20 protein-coding genes are annotated in these 21,064 nt (G+C 66.9%); 9 read left to right on the forward strand and 11 right to left on the reverse strand.

Annotated features, from left to right (window positions below):
* Positions 1-39: 39 nt before the first annotated feature.
* From ACCQ01_RS07305 to ACCQ01_RS07315, 3 genes are all read right to left on the reverse strand, one after another.
* On the reverse strand, positions 40-837 hold the full coding sequence (locus ACCQ01_RS07305) for a DUF6491 family protein (RefSeq protein WP_116889809.1): 798 nt from the start codon (positions 835-837) through the stop codon (positions 40-42).
* Positions 838-1,375: 538 nt separating this feature from the next.
* Entirely contained in the window at positions 1,376-2,431 is a 1,056-nt protein-coding gene (locus tag ACCQ01_RS07310) for a L,D-transpeptidase (RefSeq protein WP_323370321.1), read from the reverse strand.
* A gap of 417 nt (positions 2,432-2,848) precedes the next feature.
* Entirely contained in the window at positions 2,849-3,943 is a 1,095-nt protein-coding gene (locus ACCQ01_RS07315; protein WP_103699933.1) for an alkene reductase, read from the reverse strand.
* Positions 3,944-4,189: 246 nt separating this feature from the next.
* Between ACCQ01_RS07315 and ACCQ01_RS07320 the strand changes: the two genes are divergently transcribed.
* The 7 genes from ACCQ01_RS07320 to ACCQ01_RS07350 all read left to right on the forward strand — a co-directional run bounded on the left by ACCQ01_RS07320 (position 4,190) and on the right by ACCQ01_RS07350 (position 9,998).
* Complete coding sequence (locus ACCQ01_RS07320) at positions 4,190-5,398, forward strand: MFS transporter (protein WP_040942359.1); 1,209 nt, start codon at positions 4,190-4,192, stop codon at positions 5,396-5,398.
* 175 nt (positions 5,399-5,573) lie between these two features.
* Positions 5,574-5,750, forward strand: a complete 177-nt coding sequence (locus tag ACCQ01_RS07325; protein ID WP_228432609.1) for a hypothetical protein — start codon at positions 5,574-5,576, stop codon at positions 5,748-5,750.
* A 238-nt stretch (positions 5,751-5,988) separates the two neighbouring features.
* Positions 5,989-6,444, forward strand: a complete 456-nt coding sequence (locus tag ACCQ01_RS07330) for a PA2169 family four-helix-bundle protein (protein WP_011036511.1) — start codon at positions 5,989-5,991, stop codon at positions 6,442-6,444.
* A 510-nt stretch (positions 6,445-6,954) separates the two neighbouring features.
* Positions 6,955-7,557 (forward strand): RNA 2',3'-cyclic phosphodiesterase, encoded by a 603-nt coding sequence (thpR, locus tag ACCQ01_RS07335; protein ID WP_228432608.1) that lies wholly within the window; start codon positions 6,955-6,957, stop codon positions 7,555-7,557.
* Positions 7,558-7,592: 35 nt separating this feature from the next.
* Positions 7,593-8,195, forward strand: coding sequence for an HD domain-containing protein (locus ACCQ01_RS07340; RefSeq protein WP_115530064.1), 603 nt, complete (start codon positions 7,593-7,595; stop codon positions 8,193-8,195).
* Between the two features lie 177 nt (positions 8,196-8,372).
* Complete coding sequence (locus ACCQ01_RS07345; protein WP_012438846.1) at positions 8,373-8,555, forward strand: oxidoreductase-like domain-containing protein; 183 nt, start codon at positions 8,373-8,375, stop codon at positions 8,553-8,555.
* Positions 8,556-8,624: 69 nt separating this feature from the next.
* Positions 8,625-9,998, forward strand: a complete 1,374-nt coding sequence (locus ACCQ01_RS07350; protein WP_228432607.1) for a virulence factor — start codon at positions 8,625-8,627, stop codon at positions 9,996-9,998.
* A gap of 63 nt (positions 9,999-10,061) precedes the next feature.
* Here the strand turns inward: ACCQ01_RS07350 and mprF are convergent, their stop codons facing one another.
* On the reverse strand, positions 10,062-12,626 hold the full coding sequence (gene mprF, locus ACCQ01_RS07355) for a bifunctional lysylphosphatidylglycerol flippase/synthetase MprF (protein WP_228432606.1): 2,565 nt from the start codon (positions 12,624-12,626) through the stop codon (positions 10,062-10,064).
* Positions 12,627-12,884: 258 nt separating this feature from the next.
* Between mprF and ACCQ01_RS07360 the strand changes: the two genes are divergently transcribed.
* Positions 12,885-13,586 (forward strand): DUF998 domain-containing protein, encoded by a 702-nt coding sequence (locus tag ACCQ01_RS07360; protein WP_228432605.1) that lies wholly within the window; start codon positions 12,885-12,887, stop codon positions 13,584-13,586.
* 11 nt (positions 13,587-13,597) lie between these two features.
* Complete coding sequence (locus ACCQ01_RS07365; RefSeq protein ID WP_014507198.1) at positions 13,598-13,945, forward strand: RidA family protein; 348 nt, start codon at positions 13,598-13,600, stop codon at positions 13,943-13,945.
* A 97-nt stretch (positions 13,946-14,042) separates the two neighbouring features.
* Here ACCQ01_RS07365 and ACCQ01_RS07370 read toward each other — a convergent pair whose 3' ends face one another.
* Genes ACCQ01_RS07370 through ACCQ01_RS07400 form a run of 7 tightly spaced genes read right to left on the reverse strand, consistent with a single transcriptional unit; the run spans position 14,043 to position 20,870 of the window.
* A complete protein-coding gene (locus ACCQ01_RS07370; protein WP_103699928.1) occupies positions 14,043-15,113 on the reverse strand; it encodes an SAM-dependent methyltransferase in 1,071 nt (356 codons plus the stop codon).
* Positions 15,114-15,130: 17 nt separating this feature from the next.
* On the reverse strand, positions 15,131-15,913 hold the full coding sequence (locus ACCQ01_RS07375) for a DUF1295 domain-containing protein (protein WP_228432604.1): 783 nt from the start codon (positions 15,911-15,913) through the stop codon (positions 15,131-15,133).
* A complete protein-coding gene (locus ACCQ01_RS07380; protein WP_228425922.1) occupies positions 15,910-16,455 on the reverse strand; it encodes a DUF2878 domain-containing protein in 546 nt (181 codons plus the stop codon). Before ACCQ01_RS07380 ends, ACCQ01_RS07375 begins: the two co-directional genes overlap by 4 nt.
* Positions 16,452-17,747 (reverse strand): SAM-dependent methyltransferase, encoded by a 1,296-nt coding sequence (locus ACCQ01_RS07385; RefSeq protein ID WP_011036521.1) that lies wholly within the window; start codon positions 17,745-17,747, stop codon positions 16,452-16,454. Before ACCQ01_RS07385 ends, ACCQ01_RS07380 begins: the two co-directional genes overlap by 4 nt.
* Positions 17,744-18,628 (reverse strand): DUF1365 domain-containing protein, encoded by an 885-nt coding sequence (locus ACCQ01_RS07390; protein ID WP_228432603.1) that lies wholly within the window; start codon positions 18,626-18,628, stop codon positions 17,744-17,746. The genes ACCQ01_RS07385 and ACCQ01_RS07390 overlap by 4 nt, the downstream gene beginning before the upstream one ends.
* Positions 18,622-19,872 (reverse strand): NAD(P)/FAD-dependent oxidoreductase, encoded by a 1,251-nt coding sequence (locus ACCQ01_RS07395; protein ID WP_228432602.1) that lies wholly within the window; start codon positions 19,870-19,872, stop codon positions 18,622-18,624. The genes ACCQ01_RS07390 and ACCQ01_RS07395 overlap by 7 nt, the downstream gene beginning before the upstream one ends.
* Positions 19,869-20,870, reverse strand: a complete 1,002-nt coding sequence (locus ACCQ01_RS07400; protein ID WP_228432601.1) for an acyl-CoA desaturase — start codon at positions 20,868-20,870, stop codon at positions 19,869-19,871. Before ACCQ01_RS07400 ends, ACCQ01_RS07395 begins: the two co-directional genes overlap by 4 nt.
* Positions 20,871-21,064 lie beyond the last annotated feature (194 nt).

Here is a 21,064-nt window from a genome sequence, read left to right on the forward strand (position 1 = left end):
CTCCCACAAAGCCAGGTGTATATCGCGACGTTGGACGACTCAATCGCGCGGATACACCGCTGCGATGGTGCAGCTCTGGCGCAGGCGGGCGAGCATCCCGCCGCGGCTGGTGGCGAACTCGCCTTGCTGGCCGGAGCCGGCCGCCGCGCCGGCTAGGCTGAGCTCGTCGAGCACGGTCACCTTGTCGCCGGGATTGCCGCAGATGGCATTGATGCCCATGCCGGAAACGAACTGGATGGGCGGCGCGCCGCTGAGCTCACGGCAACTGTCCAGCAGTTCCACCCGGTAGTAGCGGTGTGTGCCGGGATGGCGCGCGGAGACTTCGACCAGCAGGCCATCAGGGTCCTCCGACCACGAGCGCAACATGCTGGGATTGAAGCAATAACTGGAAGAACCGGCGAAGTTGCGGCGGCGGCTCTGCCGGACGGTCACCGGATCCAGCGTGGCGGTGCCATCGGTTGCGCGGTAACGCGCGATGCTGGCGTATGTCCGTGCATCGATCGGCTCCACCTGGGTGATGGCGCAGCGCTGCGTGCCGGTGCCCACAAACGCGGCCGCGCCGTTGCAGATCCAGCCATGCGCAGCCAGTAACGACGCGCCGGTTTGGTTGGCAATGTCGGGGCAGTCCTCGGCCAGGCGCAGGCGGAACAGGCGGCCTTGCTGGCCGGTCACCGCCAACGTGCGGGCATCGGCCTGCTGCAGTTCGGCCACCTGGCGTGCATCCAGGCAGGTGGCGTCGGGCGCAGCCGGGCGCATCTCATCGGCGCGCGATGGCGACGCGGCGGCGTACAACGCGGCACACAACAGGGCGAGCAATCGTTGGCGCATCACGCACATCCTTGGCAATGAGTGACTGCATCATCACCGCGCGGCGCCGGTGTGGCAATCACGACTGCAGCGTTGGCCGGGAAGGAGAGCGGTGGCGTACTTAGCGGTCTGGAGGCACGGCGAAGCGTGCGTGCGCCGCTGCGCATCCGCTGCCTGGCGACCAGGTGGGAGCGTGCTGCTTGGCGCATGCTGTGGCGCGATGCGCAGAGTCACGCTGGATCGTTCGCGGCGGCCCAGCCGGCTTTGAGCGTGGCGACCGTGGCAGTGATGGCGGCCTGAGCTGCAGGGTGGCACGCGCAACGACGTGCTCAATTTAAATCGTTCGGTTGGTAAGACGCCACGCCGCTTGCGCTTCATCGGGGCAGTCGATAAGCCGCTGACTGCCGTAGGCGAGTTCACCGCCACGCCGCTCGGTGTGCTCTGCTGCAACTTCGTCGAAGGCGACTACGTGCACACCCCGACCGACGTCGCTTCGGTCGTGCCGTGCGTCGCTCGGGTACGCCGAAGGTCGAGGTATCCCGGCGATTCTCACCGGCCATTGCCCGCGCTAAGGCGCTTCCGGCGGATCCGAATCCAGCACCTGCAGTTTGCCGCCAGTGGTCTCCGGCAGGATGTGCTGATCGGTGGCCACCAGCACCACGCCCGGCGTCAGCAGCGGCAGCAGGTCGGCGAGAAACGCCGGCGGCACCTGCAGCCGCGCGATGGTGTTCGCATCCAGCGCCTGCCCAGCGGCCGCCGCGCTGCCGGGAATGCCGATGCGCATCCAGTTGGGCATGCGCACGCCCGGCAGCCCAGGCACCACGCCGGGCAAGAAGCCCTGGCCAACGATGAAGGCCTGCGTGCCCAGTGGCGCGGCATCGGCGGGTGCGTGCAGCACCGCGCGGGCGCGTCCGATTTCCACCCCGTTGCGATACACCGCCAATTGCTGGTCGCTGCTGCTGACCAGCATCGAGATCGGGCCGGTGGGCGCGAGCTCGGGCTGCCAGGCATAGGTCTGCCCGCTGGGCAGCGGCAACAGCGGGCGCTGCGCACCGGTGGAGGGGTCGATCGGGCTGAGCGCGCGCGGGTGCACCACCGCATCGGCATCCACCCCGGCCTGCGCCACAACCACCACCATGCCCATGTTGGAGTTGTCGAACAGCAGGCGGGCGAACTCGGACGGCAGATGCACGCAGCCATGCGATTCCGGATAGCCGGGCAGGCCGCCGGCATGCAGCGCCACGCCATCCCAGGTGAGCCGCTGCTGGTAGGGCATGGGCGCGGCGTTGTAGATGCTGGAGCGGTGGTCCTTGTCTTTTTGCAGGATGGTGAACACGCCGGTAGGCGTCTCGTGCCCAGGCTTGCCGGAGCTGATGGTGGACACGCCGATCAGGATGCCGTTGCGATACGCATAGGCGCGTTGCTCGGTGAGGCTGACGATCACTGCCATCGGCCCCCAGCCTTTGCTCACGCCGCCCCAGATCCATTCACCGGGCTTGAGCTGGTCCGGCGGGGTTTCGGCAGGGCTGGATTGGCGCGCGCCCCAGAACGGCACCGCAGCTGCCTGGTCGCAAAACAACAGTGCACACAACAGCAGGGCAGAGAGCAGGCGGCGCATGGGCATTCCCGAAAATCATGTCGCACGATCCTAGCCGGGCTGCGCGTGTGCGTCATGTTCGCGCAGGTTGTGGTGGCGCTGTAGGCGATGCGGTGTTGGTTGCTGATGCCGGTGCGAAGACGACGGTTGAAGGGCGCGGGAGCCAGCTGCGGTCTGCCATGCGCGCTGTCGGTGTCCACTGGGCGCGTTGCGACGCAGCGTGTGCAGGTTGGGCGTGGCGCCGGCGTTGCCGCTCGGTGTTGTCGTGCATGTGCAACGGCATCTGCGCGCGATCAGCGCTATCGCAGTCATCTGTGTCGGTGAGCCACACGCGCGTGTGGTTGTGACTTACAGCGTTCGTTTGCAGTGGCAACGCTCGGCTGCGGCTGCTCAAGAAAAATGCAGCTGCCCGATCACCTGCATGGCGACCGGGCAGCGGTGCGGTTACGCCGGCAGTGCCGGGTAGTCGGTGTAGCCTTCGGCGCCGCCGCCGTACAGCGTGGCCTGGTTCGGTTCCGCCAGCGGCGCGTTCTCGCGCAGGCGGCGTACCAGGTCCGGGTTGGCAATGTAGGCACGGCCGAAGGAGACCGCATCGGTGTCGCCACGGCTGATCGCCTGTTCGGCCATCGCCTTGTCATAGCCGTTGTTGCTGATCCATGCGCCATCGAACTTGGCCCGCAGTGCGGTGTAATCGAAGGCGATGTTGTCGCGCGGGCCGCCGGTGGCGCCTTCGATCACGTGCACGAAGGCCAGCCCGCCGATCAGGTTCAGCCGCTCCACCGCGCGCTCGAACAAGGCCTGCGGGTCGGAGTCGTGCATGTCGTACACCGGCGTCACCGGCGAGAGTCGCACACCGGTGCGCTCGGCGCCGATCTCGTCGGCAATGGCCTGCACCACTTCGGCGAGCAGGCGCGTGCGGTTTTCGATATCGCCGCCGTAGGCATCGGTGCGCTGGTTGGAGCCGTCGCGCAGGAACTGGTCGATCAGGTAGCCGTTGGCCGCATGCACTTCCACGCCGTCGAAGCCGGCGTCGATGGCGTTACGCGCAGCTGCGCGGTAGTCCTCGATCAGCGCGGGAATTTCCTCCAGCGCCAGTGCACGCGGCTCGGAGACATCAGAAAAGCCCTGCGCGGTGAAGGTCTTGCCGGTGGAGCGGATGGCGCTAGGGGCCACCGGCACTTCGCCCGGCGGCAACAGGCTGGTGTGCGAGACGCGGCCCACGTGCCACAGCTGCAGCGCGATCTTGCCACCCTGCCGGTGCACTGCATCGGTGACCGCGCGCCAGCCTTCGACCTGTGCGGGCGTGTGGATGCCGGGGGTGTCCAGGTAGCCCTGACCGAGCGGGCTGATCTGGGTGCCTTCGGCGATGATCAGGCCGGCAGTGGCGCGCTGGGCGTAGTACTCCACCGCCAGCGGCGACGGCACTGCGCCAGCAACGGCGCGGTTGCGCGTCAGCGGCGCCATGATCACGCGGTTGGACAGATCCAGCGCGCCCAGGCGCACCGGCGAAAACAACGGAGAAGGAGTGGAAGTGGACATCGGTCGCCAGGTTGAAAAGGAGAAAATGCGTACGTCGCGATCTTGCCGATGACGTAGGCCTCCCAGCGATGGTGGCGGACTGATCTGTATTCGAGGCTGCACCGATGGGACAGTGCGTCTTTTGTAACGTGTTTCAGCGCATTCTGTGAAGTGTCACGAGGCATGTGCTGAACCAAGGCGATGGCGCGCCTTTCGCTAGATGCTGCATTGCACAATAATGGGCGGCTCGCCATTGTGGACCCGGGCATGTCTTCCAACGATGCTTCAACGCCGCGCGTGCCTCGCCGCGACTACGTGCTGATCTTGCTGGCACTGGCGATGGGCGGGTTTGCCATCGGCATCAGCGAGTTCTCCACGATGGGCCTGATGACGCAGATTGCGCACGGGCTGCACATCAGCGAGCCGCAGGTGGGGCATGTGATCAGCGCGTACGCCCTGGGTGTGGTGGTGGGTGCGCCGCTGCTGGCGATCCTGGGTGCGCGCTGGCCGCGACGGACCTTGTTGCTGCTGCTGATGGTGTTCTATGCGCTGGGCAACCTCGCCAGCGCATTGGCGCCGAGCTACCACACCATGTTGCTGTGTCGCTTCATTGCCGGCTTGCCGCATGGGGCGTATTTCGGTGTGGCCTCGTTGGTGGCGGCGTCGATCAGCCCGCCCAACCAGCGCGCCACTGCGGTGGGGCGCGTGTTGCTGGGCCTGAGCGTGGCGCTGCTGGTCGGCAACCCGTTGGCCACCTGGCTTGGCCAGAGCCTGAGCTGGCGTTGGGCGTATGCGGCGGTGTCGGTGATTGCGTTGGGCACGGTCGCGGCAGTTGCGGTGTTGCTGCCACCGGCACCGGACGAACCGCGCCAGCAACCCCTGCGCGAGATGCGCGCGTTCAATCAGCCGCAGGTGTGGTTTGCGCTGGCAATTGGCGCGGTAGGTTTTTCCGGCATGTTCTGCGTCTTCAGTTATCTGGCGCCCACGCTCACCGCCGTGACCGGTGTGGCGCCTGCGCGCATTCCGCTGGCCATGGCGGCCTTCGGCGTAGGCGGCGTGCTCGGCAGCATTCTTGGCGGGTGGTTGTTCGACCGCATGCAGTTCCGCGCGGTGCCGGTGTTGCTGGTGTGGTCGATCGTGGTGATGTTGACCTTCCCGTTGGCGGCGTTGTCGAGCAGTTGGGTGTTCGTGTCGATCGTGGCGGTCGGCACCATGGGCGCACTGGCACCGGCCCTGCAGACCCGGTTGATGGACGTGGCCGCAGAAGCGCAAACCCTGGCCGCCGCGTCCAACCATGCCGCGTTCAACACCGCCAACGCCTTGGGGCCGTGGCTGGGGGGCATGGCGATCACGGCGGGGTGGGGCTGGACCTCCACCGGCTATGTCGGTGCGGCCACCGCACTGGGCGGTTTGTTGGTCTACAGCTGCGCGGTGTGGCAGGAACGTCGCCAGCGCGCGCTGGCAGCCAGCTACTAAGAGCGTCTAACAAAACCTGGCGGCTGCGCAGTCGTTTTGATAGCTGCTCTAAGTCGCAGCGGCGCTGCATGCGATATGGCGCCGCTCAGTTGCAAACGCGCACATGTAGCGCTGCACGGCTAGCTCACGGCGCGCTGCCGAGACCGCTGGTTTCCAACACAGTGAGCGTGCCGCGGTGACCACTCCGACTCCACCACCCTGGACGCGTGCAGCGCCCAAGCGTCGTACCGGCAGCACGCCGTTGAGCGATGCACAGAAGGCTGCAGCCAAGGCGCGCGCCGATGCGGCGGGGCGGCGCTATCCCAATCTGGTCGACAACATGTGGGCCAGCAAATTGCCCAAGAACGGCTGACGTAATCACTTCAGTCCAGGCCGCTTGCATTGAATGAATCGATGTTCATGGCAGGCACGGCCGCGTGAGGACAGCGGGGCAATCACTCACACACGGCTTATGGCGGCAAGACCAGGATGAGGCCGTACGCAGCGATACCGCAGTGACACGGAATGATTGAAACCCCTTTCTTCCGCCGCAGCGCATGACAGTAACGAGCGTGCGCAGCGCTGGACCACCTGCAACACAGGAGTGACATATGAGCATCCAGAGCAAGACCGAGCATAGCCTCAACGACCTGATCGCCATTTCCCGCGACGGCAAGGACTTCTACGAAGAAGCCGCAAGCAAGGTGGGCGATGCCGAACTGGCAACGCTGTTCCGCCGCATTGCAGGCGTGAAGTCCGACATCGTCAGCAACCTGAGCAGCGTGGTTGCCTCGGTTGGCGGCAAGCCGGAAACCCACGGCACCATGGTCGGCAGCATGCAGCAGTTCTACGGCAAGGTGCGCGCCACGCTGGGCGACACCAAGTACGGCTACGTGGCCGAGCTGGAAGAATCCGAAGACCGCCTGTTGAAGGCGTTTGACGAAACCATCGCCGACCAGGACACCCCGGCTGCCGCACGCGACGCCGCGCTGCGCCTGCTGCCGGAAGTGCGCGCTTGCCATGACGTCATGCGCAACCGCAAGCACGCGATGAAGAGCGCTGCGTAATACGACAGCGTGACCGGATGCACCGCATGGCGCAGCTTCGGGAAGTAAACGATAGAGGCGGAAACGGGTAGCGCGAGCTGCCCGTTTCTTTTTGTGTGGTGTTGTTGAGTTGTATGGAGTTATTACGTGGCACGAGCGCACCTTCATCGCCGAGTGCACCGCAATTACCGAGTACCTGGACGCGCTGGACCAACGCACCACACTCAGCGGGCAAACGGCTGTGGAGCAGGGGCGCATCCATATGCAGTGCTACGGGCAATGTGTGGCATATGGCCCGCATCACTTTGTCGATGCACGGTGCGTAGGCGCTCGACTTGGGTGACGCAGGCGATGTAGCACGTCGCATCGTCTACATTGCGCGTGTCGATGCAACGACGACCGCAGTCACCCAGCATCAGCGCTGTCATTAGCAAGCACCAACACGCCCTGTGTTCTGCAGCGTGAGCGGTTCTGCTAGTATCCGCCGCCCTTGTTCAGGCAGGCCGGCGCCCGCGGTCGTGGATTGATCCCATGCAGCAGCAGTTCCTGTACCTGTCCTCCGCCGAAGCGCAGCTGTCGCTGGGCCTGGGCGAAGAAAAGACCACCGAGCGCCTGTTTTTTGCGGTGATGGCCGATGCCGCCACTGCCACGCATGCCGCACAGATCGGCAGTGCGCTGCTGCAGGCCGGGCTGGTCGAAGGCAAGCTGCTGGCGCCGGAGCGCTTGCATGTCACCTTGCATCATCTGGGCGATTACGCCGGCGGCCTGCCACCATCGCTGGTGGCGCGTGCCAGCCAGGCCGCAGAACGCGTGGCGCAGCAACCATTCGAGGTGGAGTTCGACCGTGTCGGCACATTCGGTGGACGCCGCTCGCAACTGCCGTGCGTGTTGCGTGGCGAAGAGCAGGTGCGCGGGCTGTACGACCTGCAAGGCGCGCTGGGCCGGCAGCTGGCGCACGTGGGCATTGCCGGCGATGCGCAATACACCCCGCACATGACCTTGCTCTACTGCAATCAGGCGCTGCCGCAACGTCGCTGCCACCCGTTGCGCTGGACCGTCACCGACTTCGCCCTGGTGCGCAGCTTTCTTGGCCAGTCGCGCTATCAGATCGAAGGCCGCTGGTCACTGCGCTGATGTGCACGCCGGCATCAACGCGTTAGCCTGCGCGCATGGACTCCACACCGCTTCCGTTATCGCCTGACCATCTGGCCGCGCTTGAACAGGCCTATGCCACGCCGCCGCGCGCCTACCACCACTTCGGCCACGTGCGGGCCGTGCTGCAGCATTACGCCGAGGTTGCGGCGGGGCCAGGATGGCAGCAGCCGGTGGAAGTGTGGCTGGCGGTGCTGTTCCACGATGCGGTGTACGTGCCCGGCCGCAGCGACAACGAAGCCCGCTCGGCCGAGTGGGCGCTGGCCTGTATTCCGCAATGGTGGCCGCAGGCGCCGGTGGACCTGGCCCGGGTCCAGGCGCTGATCCTGCTCACCGCCCGGCATGGCCAGCTGCAGCCGGAGGACGTGGATGCCGACGCGGCGCTGTTCCTGGATTGCGATATGGCCATTCTTGCCGCGCCGGCCGAGGTCTTCGACGCCTACGACCGCGGAATTGCCGAGGAATACCGTGGGGTGGTGCCCAGCCTGCTGTTCCGGCTCAACCGCGGCCGCTTCCTGGCCGGGCTGCTCAAGCGCCCGCGCATCTTCCTCAGCGATGACTTCCACGCGCGCTGCGATGCCGCCGCGCGTGCCAACCTGCGCCGGCGGCTGGGCCGCTAGGCCAAACGCAGCGAGCAACACGATTGCGCAGCCTCCGGGCGGGCGCGGGCTGCACTCAAAATCCTCATTCCCCTGCACGCTTCGCTTCCGCCGCGCTGTCCGCACCCGCCTGACAATTGCGCGCTCCGTTGAGTGAGCGTTCCAAGGCCCAGCCAGCGTGCGCGGTACACTTGCCGCATGCACGACGGCGCTTCTTCTCACCACGATCCACGCCCGCAGCCGCCGCAACCGCCGGGCCCCAACGAGTGCTGCGAGAGCGGTTGCCCCCTGTGCGTGCATGACCTGTACGCCGAGGAGCTGGCGCGTTACCGCGCCGCGTTGGCCGCCTGGCAAGCACGCCAGCCTGCGGCTGCGCCGTGAGCGAAGCAACGCGCTTCGCGGCAGCACGTGGAACGATTATCTTTGGCCCACTCTTCCCGATGGTGCGACATGCGACGACTTGAGATGTGGAGCGCGCTTTGCGGCGCGGCGGCAGTGGCGCTCTCCGGCATGGCCGCCGCACAGGCACCGCAGGCGGTCAGCCACGGGCGTTTCGAGCAGATTCCGGTGCTGATGCCCAAGGGCGAGCCACAACGCGTGGTGATCTGGCTGGCTGGCAACGACAATACGGCCACCCGTAAGGCCCAGGCCGAGGCGCTGCGTGCCGACGGTGCAATGGTGGCGCTGGTGGACACCACGCATCTGTATGACGTGGTGCGCAAGGATGGCGGCACCTGCGCGTTCTCAGTGGGCGATGTGGAGAATTTCTCGCGCTACCTGCAGGCCTTCTATCACATCCCCACCTATCGGCTGCCGCTGCTGGTGGGCGATGGCGAAGGCGCCGCACTGGCCTACGCGATCGCCGCGCAGGCCAGGCCGCACACGCTCGCCGGCGTGCTGACCGACGGCCTGTGCCCGGCGGCGGTGTCCGATCAGGCAATCTGCCAGCCGGGCGTGCGCCCGGGCAGCAACAGCCTGGTGCCGGCGCCGTTGCAGATTCCGTGGGTGCTTGCCAGCAGCCAGGGCACGCGCTGCCCGTCCGCTGCCGAAGATGCCTTCCTCAAACAAATTCCGCAGGCCCAGACATTCCGGCGCTCCAAGCAGGGCGATATTTTGCCGGGGCTACGCGCAGCGGCGCGCTCGCTGGGCGAGCAGAAAGGCGTGGCCTTGCCGCCACCGCCGGGTGGCCTGGAAGACCTGCCCGTGGTCGAACTGCCGGCCCGGGGCGATGGCGACAACGACGACGACACCTTCGCCATCTTCGTCTCCGGTGACGGCGGCTGGGCGGGGCTGGACGAGGAGGTTGCCGATGCGCTGGTGGCGCAGGGCATTCCGGTGGTCGGCCTGGACTCGCTGCGCTACTTCTGGAGCGAACGCACGCCGCAAGGATTCGCCACCGACCTGGACCGCATCGCGCGGTTCTATGCGCAGCGTTGGCAGCGCCGGCGGGTGGTGCTGATCGGCTTCTCGCAAGGTGCCGACGTGCTGCCGGCGGCCATCAACAAACTGCCCGCACCCACCAAGCAAAACCTGCGCATGACCGCGCTGTTGTCGGTTGGCAAGCTGGCCGACTACGAGTTCCATGTCAGCAACTGGCTGGGGTCGGACGACGACGGCTTGCCGATCGCCCCGGAAGTGCAGCGCCTGCCGCCTGGCACCACCGTGTGCATCTACGGCCAGGACGATGAGGACGCGCTGTGCCCAAGCCTGCCGGCGGAGACGGCCAAGCGCGTCATGCTGCCGGGCGATCATCACTTCAAGGGCGATTACGCAACCCTGGCCAAGGTAATCATGGAACAGCTGCACGCGCTGTCGAAACCATAACCGAGCAAGACAGCCCATCCGCGCACCGCGTGATCGCACGCGGTGCGTGGGTCAGGTATCGCGTCAGTCCTGCCGGCCCGGGTCTACCGAGATCAGCCGGGTGACATCCAGCAAGGCGGCGGGCAGATGCATACCGCCGGGCGCCACCAGATAGCGCGGGCGCCAGGTCGGTGCAAACTTGGATTTGAAGCGGCGCAGCCCGCTGAAGCCATAGAAGCGTTCGCCGTGCCGCGCCACCAGGCTGGCGAAGCGGTTCCAGCGACCAGCCAGCCGATGCTCGGCCAGGCCCGACAGCGGTGCCATGCCCAGCGAGAAGCGCGTGTAGCCGTTGGCGTGGCCCCACAGGAACAGCTCGATAAACAGGAAATCCATGGTGCCCTTGGGTGCCTGCGCGCTGTGCCGCATCAGGTCCACCGACAACTCGCCGCCGGCCGGCGCGCACCACACATTGGCGAACGCCACGATCTTGCCTTCCGCCTCGGCAACCGCCACCGGAAACCGGCGCAGGTAGTCCGGGTCGAAACTGCCCAGCGAGAAGCCTTTCTCTTCGCCGGCCTTTTCGTCCAGCCATTGCTCGGAGACCTCGCCCAGCGCTGCCATCACCGCATCCACCTGCTCGGGCTGCAGCATGCGGAAGCTCAGGCCGCCGCGCTTGCCGCGGTTCCAGGCCTGGCGCAGGTCGGCGCGGTCGCGGCCTTCCAGGGTGAAGCCCTCCAGCGGCACGATGGCTTCTTCGCCCAGCTTGACCAGGGTCAGGCCCATGTCCAGATAGGTCTGCCAGTATTTCTCGCCCACCTGGTAGAACACCGGGCGCAGGCCCATGTGGTCGGCCTCTTCGCGGAAGCGCCAGATCAGCGCGCGCGCCACCTCCGGCGGCCCGACCGGGTCGCCCATCGAGATCAGCGAGCCGCCGTAGCGCTGCATCATCACAAAGCCCAGGCCCTTCTCATCACGCAGGAACGCCTTGTCGCCGGTGAGCGCCAGGCAGGCCTGGGTGTCGGCGCTGCTGGCCAGCACCGGTGCCAGGGCCTGCAAGGCTTGCGCATCGGCTGGCGGCATTGGCCGGCGACCGCCGCGCAACAGGCGTGCCGTGCCGAACAGGATCACGCCCACGCACAGGATCAGCAGCGCACGCAGCGCACGCGGCGCATTGGCCGAGGTGGCGAACTGCCACCACAGGTCGTTGCTGTATTCGACATGGCTGTAGACGAAGAACAGCAGCCAGAACGTGGCCACCAGCACCAGCCCCAGATTGCTCAGCCAGCGCCACGACCAGGCTTCGTCCAGCAGCGCGCCCTGGCGATAGAACTCCCGCCGCGCCGCCCACAAGGCCACTGCGGCCAGTGCGGCCGACAACGACACCGAGATATGGCTGCCGCGCAGCAGCGACAGCGGCGGCAGCAACACGCACACGCCCAGTGCCAGCACCCAGGCCGAATGGCTGCGGCGTTGCAGGCCCTGGCCAATCAGCAACAGCAGCATGCCGCCCAGGCTGACCAGCAGGTGCGAGGTCTCGATCAGCGGCAGCGGCGCCACCTCCTGACGTGCGCGTGGCGTGGGCAGGGTGCCGTCGATCACCAGCGCCGCACCTACCGCAAACACCGCCAAGGCCAGGATCTGCGGCAGCCACGGCCGCAAGGTCTTCCACACCGTGCGCGCGGTGCTGGCACTGGCGCGCACCGGTGCACGCAGGCCGGTGGCCGCCGCCATGGCCACCGAGATCAGCAGCGGCACGATGTAATACGTGACCCGGTACGCCAGCGCGGCCGCTAGCACCGCCGCCGGGGTGACATGCGGCAGCAGCTTGAGCAGGCTCCACTCGAACACGCCAAGGCCGGCCGGCACGGTGGAGATCAGCCCGGCCACCACCGCCACCAGCCAGATGCCGATGAAGCCGAAGTAGCCGGTGCCCGGATCAGGCGGCAGCAGCACGTAGAACGCTGCAGCGGCCAGGCCCAGTTCGACCACGCTGAGCGCTGTCACGCCCAGCACGGTGGTGCGGTCGGGCAGCCAGAAGCGATGGCTGCGGATGCCGAATTCGCGCCCGTGCCGGCCCACCAGCACCAGCATCGCCAGGTAACCGGCCAACAGCGCGATGCCGGCGATGCGGATGCCTTCAGCGGCAATCGGTAGCGCACGCGCGGCCGCTTCGGGTTCGAGCATCAGCGCAATGCCGAGCAGCACCCAGGCGCCGAAGATGAAGCCCAGCGTGCTCATCAGCACCACCTGGCCGATCTCGGCCAGGGTCAGCCCCACGCTGCCGTAGCCGCGCAGGCGCACCGCGCCGCCGGTGAGCGCCGCAAAGCCCAGTGTCTGCCCCACCGCGTGCGCCATGAAGGCGGTGATGCCCACCCGCGCCGGATGCAGGCGCTTGCCGGTGCGCTTGAGGCCCACCCAGTCGAAGCCCACCAGGCACGCATAGCTGCTCAGGCCAAGCAGCAAGGTGAGTGCGATCTGGCCGGCGCCGAGTGCGCGGAACGCCTGCCGGATCTGGCGGTAGCCGTGATCGGTGAATTGCGAGGACAGCGCGTGCAGCGCCATGGCCAGGATCGCCAGGCTGATGATCACGGGCAGCGCACGGCGCCAGCCGCTGGCGGTGGCTTCGGAAGACACGGGGGTATCCGTCATGGGGGCAACGGGATCTGCTGAAAGGAGGGGAGTGCGCACGCGCCGCGGAGGCAGCAAGTGCGAAGGATCTGCATGGGCCGGACAGCGTGGGAGTGCATGCAGCGTGGTCGCGTGGGCGCCGGTGGAGGGTGAACACAGGGTTCGATCGGGCCGACACATTGTCGGCCCTGGACGGCCGCGCGCATCATAGGCCAAACGGGCGCATGCGTGCGGTTGGAACGAAACGATGCAAAGCGATGCAGTGAAGGTGCAGACAGGATGTTGAAGCGTGAGGTGGCGCAAGGCAGGGGAGCTGATGCACAGGCCGTGCCAGGCGCGCCGCCGCGCTGGAGCGCGCATGCCGGCAGCACCGCCGCCGTGGTTGGCGTGGCATTCGTCGTGCTGGTGCTGACCCTGCAACTGGCGCGCGCCGACCTGGACTGGGTGGGCGCGCAACTGAGCCTGTATCTGCACGGGCCCTACGGGTTGGTACTGCGCACCGCTTATTGCGTGCTGGCCGCGAGCATGGCGTGGTTGGCGCTGGGCCTGCATGCCGCGCTGATGCCAAACGCGCGCAGCCGCACCGTGCTGGGCTTGTTCTGGGCCGCGGCACTGGGCCTGAGCGCAGTCTCGATCGGCGACAGCTGGATGCCGACGCTGGCGCCGAACGCGGCGTTGATGGTGCATCTGTTGTCCGCGCAGGCCGCGTTTCTATGCGTGATTGCCGGGCTGCTGCTGCAGTCGTGGTATTTCCGCAACGACCCACGCTGGCGCAGCCGCTTCGTGCCGGCCTTCGGCCTGGGCCTGGTGGCGTTTGCGGTGTTGCTGTTCAACGTCAGCGTGCACACCGCGCCACGCGGCATCAGCCAGAAGACTGCCATCGTGCTGATCGTGATCTGGTTAACGCTGGTGGGCAGTTGGCTGGCACGCGCTGCACGTTCATCGCATTCGCGTGACAATGCCCCGGTCAACCAACCGTAGGAAGCCTGAAGATGCTGCAGCGATTCGATACCGGCCCGCGTATGTCCGAAATGACCGTCCATGGCGGCGTGTGCTACCTCGCCGGGCAGATTGCCGACGACACCAGCGAAGACATCACCGGGCAGACCCGTCAGGTGCTGGCCGAGATCGACAAGCTGCTGGCGATGGCCGCCAGCGACAAGACCAAGATCCTGCGTGCGGAAATCTTTCTTGCCGACATCGCCGATTTCGACGGCATGAACAAGGCCTGGGACGAGTGGGTGCCGCACGGCTTCACCCCGGCACGCGCCACCGTGGAAGCCAAGCTGGCGCGCCCGGAGTGGAAAGTGGAGATCGTGGTCACCGCAGCAACGAGCTGATTCGCCGCGGCATCACTGCGCGCGGTGCTGCGGCATCGCGCTGCTGGCCGGTCGGCAGCGTGACTGCCGACTGACCGAGCTGGTCAACCGGCGTCGGTCAGCGCTTGGCGAAGCGGTAATGCGCCACGCCCCATTCGCGGCCTTCGTCGTAGCCGAACAGCTCCGCGCAGGCCAGCCAGAACATGCGCCAGCGCTGCCACCAGCGCTGTGCATCCTCGCCGTAGGTCTGCCGCAGCAGCGGCATGATCTGTTCGCGGTGCCGGTCCTGGTTTTCCAGCCAGGCATTGGCGGTCTTTTCGTAATGCTCGCCGGACAACACCCAGCGTTGTTCGATCACCACATCCTGCTGAAACTGCAGCAGCGTATCGGCCGCCGGCATCAGCCCGCCGGTGAAGAAGTGCCGCCCCATCCAGTTGTCTTCGCCGGCCACTTCGAACGGGTAGGCCAGGTCGCGGTGGCAGAAGATATGCACGAACAGCTTGCCGCCCGGTGCCAGCCAGCTGCCGATCCGCGACAGCAGCTCGCGGTAGTTGCGCATGTGCTCGAACATTTCTACCGAGACCACGCGATCGAAGCTGTCGGTGGGCAGTGCCAGCGCATTGACGTCGGCGGTGATGACCTGCACGTTGCTCAAGCCGCGCACGCGGCACTGTTCGAGGATATGCGCGCGCTGCGGCCGCGAATTGGACACCGCGGTGATGCTGGCAGTCGGATAGCGCTCGGCCATCCACAAGGTGAGCGAGCCCCAACCGCAGCCCAGCTCCAGGATGCGCTGGCCATCGGCCAGCTCGGCGCGCTCGCCGTACAACGCCAGCATGCGCAGTTCGGCCGCGTCCAGGTCCGGCGTGGTCGCGTCCCAGTAGCAGCTGCTGTATTTCAGGCGTCGCCCCAGGCACAGGGTGAAGAACTGCGGCGGCAGCTCGTAGTGCTGGCGATTGGCGGCATCGGTTTCGATCGCGATGGCGCTGCCGCGCAGGCTGTCGATGAAGGCTCGCTGGCGCTCGCCGCTGGCATCGGCGCCATCGCGGCGTTCGTCCAGCAGGCGCTGCGCGCATAGTCGGCGGATGCCGTAACGCAACGCGGCATCGGGCAGCACGCCGGATTCGGCCAGGCGGGTGGCAAAGCCTTCTTCGGGATGCGCGGAGGGCGGGATGGTAACGGTGGACATGCGACTCTCCAGGCGAATCAGGACGAAGGGGGGAACGGGAAAAATGCGCTGGTGCTGCGTTGGTACTGGGCGTAGTCCTCGCCACGCGAGCGCAGTGCCTGCTGCTCGGTATAGGGGATGCCGGTGAAGCGATACAGGAACACGAACATCACCACCGGGCCCAGCGCACACAGCGCCACCGGCCCCGGCCCCGCACCGACCGCCAAGGCCAGATAAGCAAACCAATGCACGAATTCGAAGAAGTAATTGGGATGCCGCGAATAGCGCCAGAGCCCGGTGCGACACGTCTTGCCGCGATTGGCCGGGTTGGCCTTGTGCGCAGACAACTGCCGGTCGGCCAGCGCCTCGCCGCCGACGGCGATCAACCACACCACAATCGCCAGGCTGCTCCACAGGCTCCATGCCGGGTTCGGGTTGCTGGCCGCGGCCAGGAACGGCACCGAGAACAGCACCACCACCACCGCCTGGGCCAGGAAAAAGCCCAGGAACTTGCGTTGATCGCCGTTCCAGTGCTCACGCAGGGCGCGGTAGCGACCATCCTCGTGGGGGTCGCCGAACACACGCACGCCCAGGTGCCAGGCAAGCCGTGCGCCCCATACGCCGCCGAGCACCGCCACCAGCACGCGTGGCAGCAGCGCGCCATCGGACATCCACGCGCAGTAAGGCGCGGCAACCGCCAGGCAGCCCGCCCATAACACGTCCACCGGGCCGGCGTTGCCACTGCGGCGTTGCCACAGCCAACCCAACACCATCACCACGGCGGCGAACACGCCGACATGCAGCAGCGGCCAGACAGTCATTGCGGGTCTCCAGTGATGGTTTCAAAGGCGGGGCGTGCCAGGCGGCGGGCATACAGCGAGAGCAGGCCGCAGGCCGCGCCCCAGCCAATCGCCAGCGCCAGCAGCGCGTTGCGCTGCGGTGCCAGCAATTCGATGGCCTGCCAGCTGCGCTCGGCCAGCCAGTACGACAGCGGCCCGAAGACCGCGCCCAGCACAACCGCCAGCCAGGGGCGCTGCATGACCGTTGCCAGTGAATGATTGAGCGTCAGCGCAAATCCCAGCCAGAGCGCCAGGATCCACGCAGGTGCGAGCACGCTGCCCGGCCACGGCGCGGCGTAGCGCACCCAGTCGCCTGCGGCCAGTGTGGTGTCCAGCAACAGCCCCAGTGCGATGGCGGCCAGCAGCAACTGCCAGTCGCCACGCGCGCGCCGCGTGGGCCACAGCTGGTAGAGCGCAAACAGCGCCAACGCCAGCAGCGTGGGCCACACCCGCCCACGCGCGGCTGAGCTGACCGCCACCAGCCACAGCACCTGCAAGCCGACGTAGTTGCCCAGCTGCTTCATGCGGCGCTGCTCAACCCGGGTACGAACTGCGGCGGACGTGCGCCCGGCTTGCTCAACCACAGATGCACATCGCCGATCGAGCGTTCCAGAAAACCGGCTTCGCAATAGGCCAGATAAAATTCCCACATGCGGATGAAGCGCTCGTCGTAGCCCAGTGCGCGCACCTGCGGCAGTTGCGCCATGAAGCGCTGCCGCCATGCACGCAGGGTCAGTGCATAGCTGGGGCCGATGTCTTCCAGATTGAACAGGCGCAGATCGCTGGCGCGGCCGATGGCGCCGGTCATGGCCGCCACCGAGGGAATGAAGCTGCCCGGAAAGATGTGCCGCTTGATGAAGTCCACCGAGCGCAGTGCCTGCGCATAGCGATGGTCTTCGATGGTGATCGCCTGGATCAGCGCCTCGCCCTCGTCGGTCAGCAGGCTGCCGACCTTGGCGAAGTAGGTATCCAGGTACTGGTGCCCGATGGCCTCGATCATCTCGATCGACACCACGCGGTCGTAGTGGCCTTCCAGGTCGCGGTAATCGCGCAGCAGCACCGTCACGCGCTCGCTCAAGCCGGCTGCGGCGATGCGCTGGGTGGCCAGTTCGAACTGTTCGCGCGAGATGGTGGTGGTGGTGACGCGGCAGCCATGTTCGCGTGCGGCATGCAGTGCAAACCCACCCCAGCCGGTGCCGATTTCCACCACATGATGCTGCGGCCCCAGGCGCAGCTTTTCGCAGATGCGTTCCAGCTTGCGGGTGGCTGCGCGCTCGAGCGCCGCCTCGCCCTGCGCTTCTTCGCCGTCGACGAAGATGGCGGAGGAGTACATCAGGTTGGCATCCAGGAACAACCGGAACAGCGGGTTGCCCAGGTCGTAATGCGCCGCGATGTTGCGCCGGCTGCCGCTGCGTGTGTTACGCGCCAGCGTATGCAGGCTGCGCATGGCCCAGCCGCCCAGGCGGGCGGTGCCGGTTTCCATCGCGTCCAGTCGGTCGCGGTTGCGCAGCAGCAGGCGCATCAGCGTCACCAGGTCGTCGCACTGCCAATCGCCATCCATGTAGGCCTCGCCGGCGCCGACACTGCCGTTGAGCGCGGCCTGCCGATAGAAGCGCGGGTCGGTCACCCGCAACTGGGTCTGCAGCGCCTGCGTGCCGCTGGCATTGCCAAGCGTGGTGACGCGATCGGCTTCATGCAGCTGCAGCTGCCCATCGCGCAGGTCGCCCAGTGTGGCCAGCAGCCGCTTGCGCAACAGCCGATCGGTCCACGAGGCCGCGCGCGGCGCGGCAGTGTCGGGCAGGGAGGTGGCACTCATGAGCGTTCTCGCACAGGCGGAGTGGGGTGATTGTGGACGGGGTTGCCGCGCAGCCACAGGCGCAGTGCCTGCCAGTGGATGGCCAGCACCACCTGCACGGTCATCAAGGGGTAGCCAAGCAGCGTGCGCGCCAGCGTGCCTGCGGTCAGCGGTTGGCGCTGCAGCACCAGCGTGGCATCGAAGCGGCGCGCCTGCTGCGCAGGGGCTTGCGGCGCGGCTTCGATGGCATCCAGCACATCCATGTGCACGCGCAAGTGTTCCGTCGGCACGCTGAAGCGCCAATCGTAGTGGTGCTGCATGCCCATGAACGGCGACACGTGGAAGCGTTTATCGAAGCGCCACGCATGCACATCGCGATGACTGCGCGCCTGCGCCACCGGCAGCACATAGGTGTGGCGCTGCTGCCAGGGCGTGTTGGTGATTTCGGCCACGATCCAGCGCAGCCCGTCGTGGCGGTCGAAGCAGTAGTAGAAGCTGACCGGATTGAACACATGGCCGAAGTAACGCAGGTGCGTGAGCAGGCGGATCGCACCGTCCGGGCGGTCGCCGGTGTGGGCCTGCACGCAGTCGCGCACGGCCTGGTCCAGCGGCACCTGTGGGTCGCCCAGGTAGTCGCTGCGGCGGAACTGCGCCAGATTCGCGCGGCCCACCGACCAAAGCCAGCGGCGTGCAAAGACGTGCTCCAGCTCGGCCAGATCCAGATACATCAGGAACAGGCGGTAGCGGAATTGCAGCGGCTTGGGCGCGTAGCGGCGGTGCCGCACCCAGCCGGTGTAGATGGCGCTGCGCAACGGGCCGTGCAGCCGTCCAGCACCACCGCCCTCGGTGGGCGGCAGTGGAACGGCATCGGTGATCGCTTCGCGCAGCAGCTGGGTCACCACGGCACTCCCAGTGCATGCGCCACGTCCACGCCGCTGCGCAGGCCGTCTTCGTGGAAGCCGAAGCCCCACGCCGCGCCGGCAAACCAGGTGTGCCGCTGGCCCTGGATCTGTGCCTTGCGCGCCTGTGCATCGAGTGCGGCGGCGTTCTGCACCGGGTGGCGGTAGCGCATGCGGCGCAGCACTTTCTCCGGTGCGATGTCCTGGTCGCGATTGAGGCTGACGATGAACGGTTGCGGTGCGTTGATCGACTGCAGCGCGTTCATCCAGTAGCTCACCGTGCACGGCGCCTGTGGGTCTGCCGGCACATGCGCATTCCAGGCCGCCCAGGCGCGGCGGTCGCGCGGCAGCACGCTGGCATCGGTGTGCAGCACGGTGTCGTTGTTCTGGTAGGTGATGGCGCCCAGGATCTGCTGCTCGGCAGGCGTGGCATCGCTGAGCAAGGCCAATGCATCGTCGGCATGGCAGGCAAGTACCACCTCGTCGAAGTGCTCGTCGCCGCGCAACGAGGTCACGACCACGCAGTTGCCGGCCCGGCGGACGGCGTGCACCGGCGTGGACAACCGTTCCTGCACCTGCCAACGCCGCCGCAACGCGCGCACATAGCTCGACGAACCACCGCGCACCACCTGCCATTGCGGCCGGCCGCTGATCTGCAGCATGTGGTGATTGGCCATGAAGCCGATCAACTGGCCCATCGGAAATTCGAGAATGCGTTGCGAGGGCGAGGACCACAGCGCCGAGGCCATCGGGACCAGGTGCTGGTCGCGAAAGGTGTCCGAATAGCTGTGCCGGTGCAGGTACTCGCCCAGCGTGCTGAAACGCTCGTCGCTGGTCAGTACCGCAGGCGCCTGCCGGTAAAAACGCCGCAGGTCGGCTAGCATGCCCCAGAAGCGTGGGCTGAGCAGGTTGCGGCGCTGGCAGAACAGCCCGCCGAGCGAACCGGCGTTGTATTCGAGCCCACTGCGCGCGTCGTGCACCGAAAAACTCATGGTGGTGGACTGCGACGCGACGTCGATTTCAGCAAACAACCGGGTGAGCAAGGGGTAGTGCTGCGGGTTGAACACGATGAAGCCGCTGTCCACCGCGTAACGCTGGCCCTCCAGCTGGATGTCGTGGGTGTGCGTGTGGCCGCCGAGATAATCGGCAGCCTCGAACAGCGTCACTTCGTAACGCCGCGATAGCAGCCATGCGGCGCCCAGGCCGGCGATTCCACTGCCGACCACCGCGATCCTGCCACCGCTCATCGCGCCACCCGTCCGGCGCGTCGCGTCAGCATGGCGGGCATCGGTTTGAGATCCCACACCAGGCCCACCCACGACATCACCGTTAGCCCGTACCAGGTCATGTCGTATTCCCACCAGCGCACGCCCTGGCGCGCCGAGCCGGGAAAGAAATGATGGTTGTTGTGCCAGCCCTCGCCGAAGGTGAGCAGCGCCAGCAGCCAGTTGTTGCGGCTGTCGTCGCGGGTGTCGAAGCGCCGGCTACCGAAGCGGTGCGCTAGCGAATTGATGGTGAAGGTGGCATGGAACAACGCCACCGTGGACAGCACGAAGCCCCACACCAGCAACTGCGCGCCACTGGTGTGCAGGCCAGGCGCCGCATCCGCCAGCCAGTCGCCCAGCAGGTACAGGCCCAGCGCCAGCAGCACCGGCATCACGATGTCGAAGCGGTCCAGAAATCGCAGCTCGGTGAAGCGGCGCAGATCCGGAATCACTTCCCAATCGGTGCGGAAATTGCGCGGAGTCAGGAACCAGCCGGTATGGCTCCACCAGAAGCCGTGCTGTGCCGGCGAATGCGGGTCACGCCCGGTGTCGGTATGCCGGTGATGGTTGCGATGGTGTGCGGCCCACCACAGCGGCCCACGTTGCACGCAGGTGGCGGCGATCGCGGCGAACACGAACTGCACCACGCGCGAGGTCTTGAATGCGCGGTGCGAGAAATAGCGGTGATAGAAACCGGTCAGCGCGAACATGCGCAGCGCGTACAGCGCCACGGCCATGCCCACTGCGAACCACGACGCGCCGACCCAGAACACCGCAAAGCAGGCCAGATGCAAGGCGATGAACGGCAGCGCGCGCAGCCAGTCGATGCGGTCCGCGCGGGCTTCGTCCAACGGTTCGTCGGTTTGCGAATCCACCCAGCGACGCAGGCTGCCAAACCGCCGGGCCTTGCCCGCGCGCTGTGGCGGGGTGGCGGGGTGGGGCGTGGGTGCAACGCGGGGGTCGAGTCCAGAGCTCGGCACGCATGGTTCTCCGTGGTGGATGGGACCCTTTACGGATGCTGCCGGCAAACAGATGCACCAGTCCGCTTGATCGTCGCACGCATCCGGCGTCTACAGTTGGGAGCGCAAGCGATTCGCGTGGCGGCGCACACAAAAACATCCGCGCAAAGCGCGTGCGCGCGGACGAGTCTGCTTTGCCAGAAGAAGAAACACGG

Source organism: Xanthomonas sp. NCPPB 4037 (assembly GCF_041475695.2).
GTDB lineage: Bacteria > Pseudomonadota > Gammaproteobacteria > Xanthomonadales > Xanthomonadaceae > Xanthomonas > Xanthomonas campestris.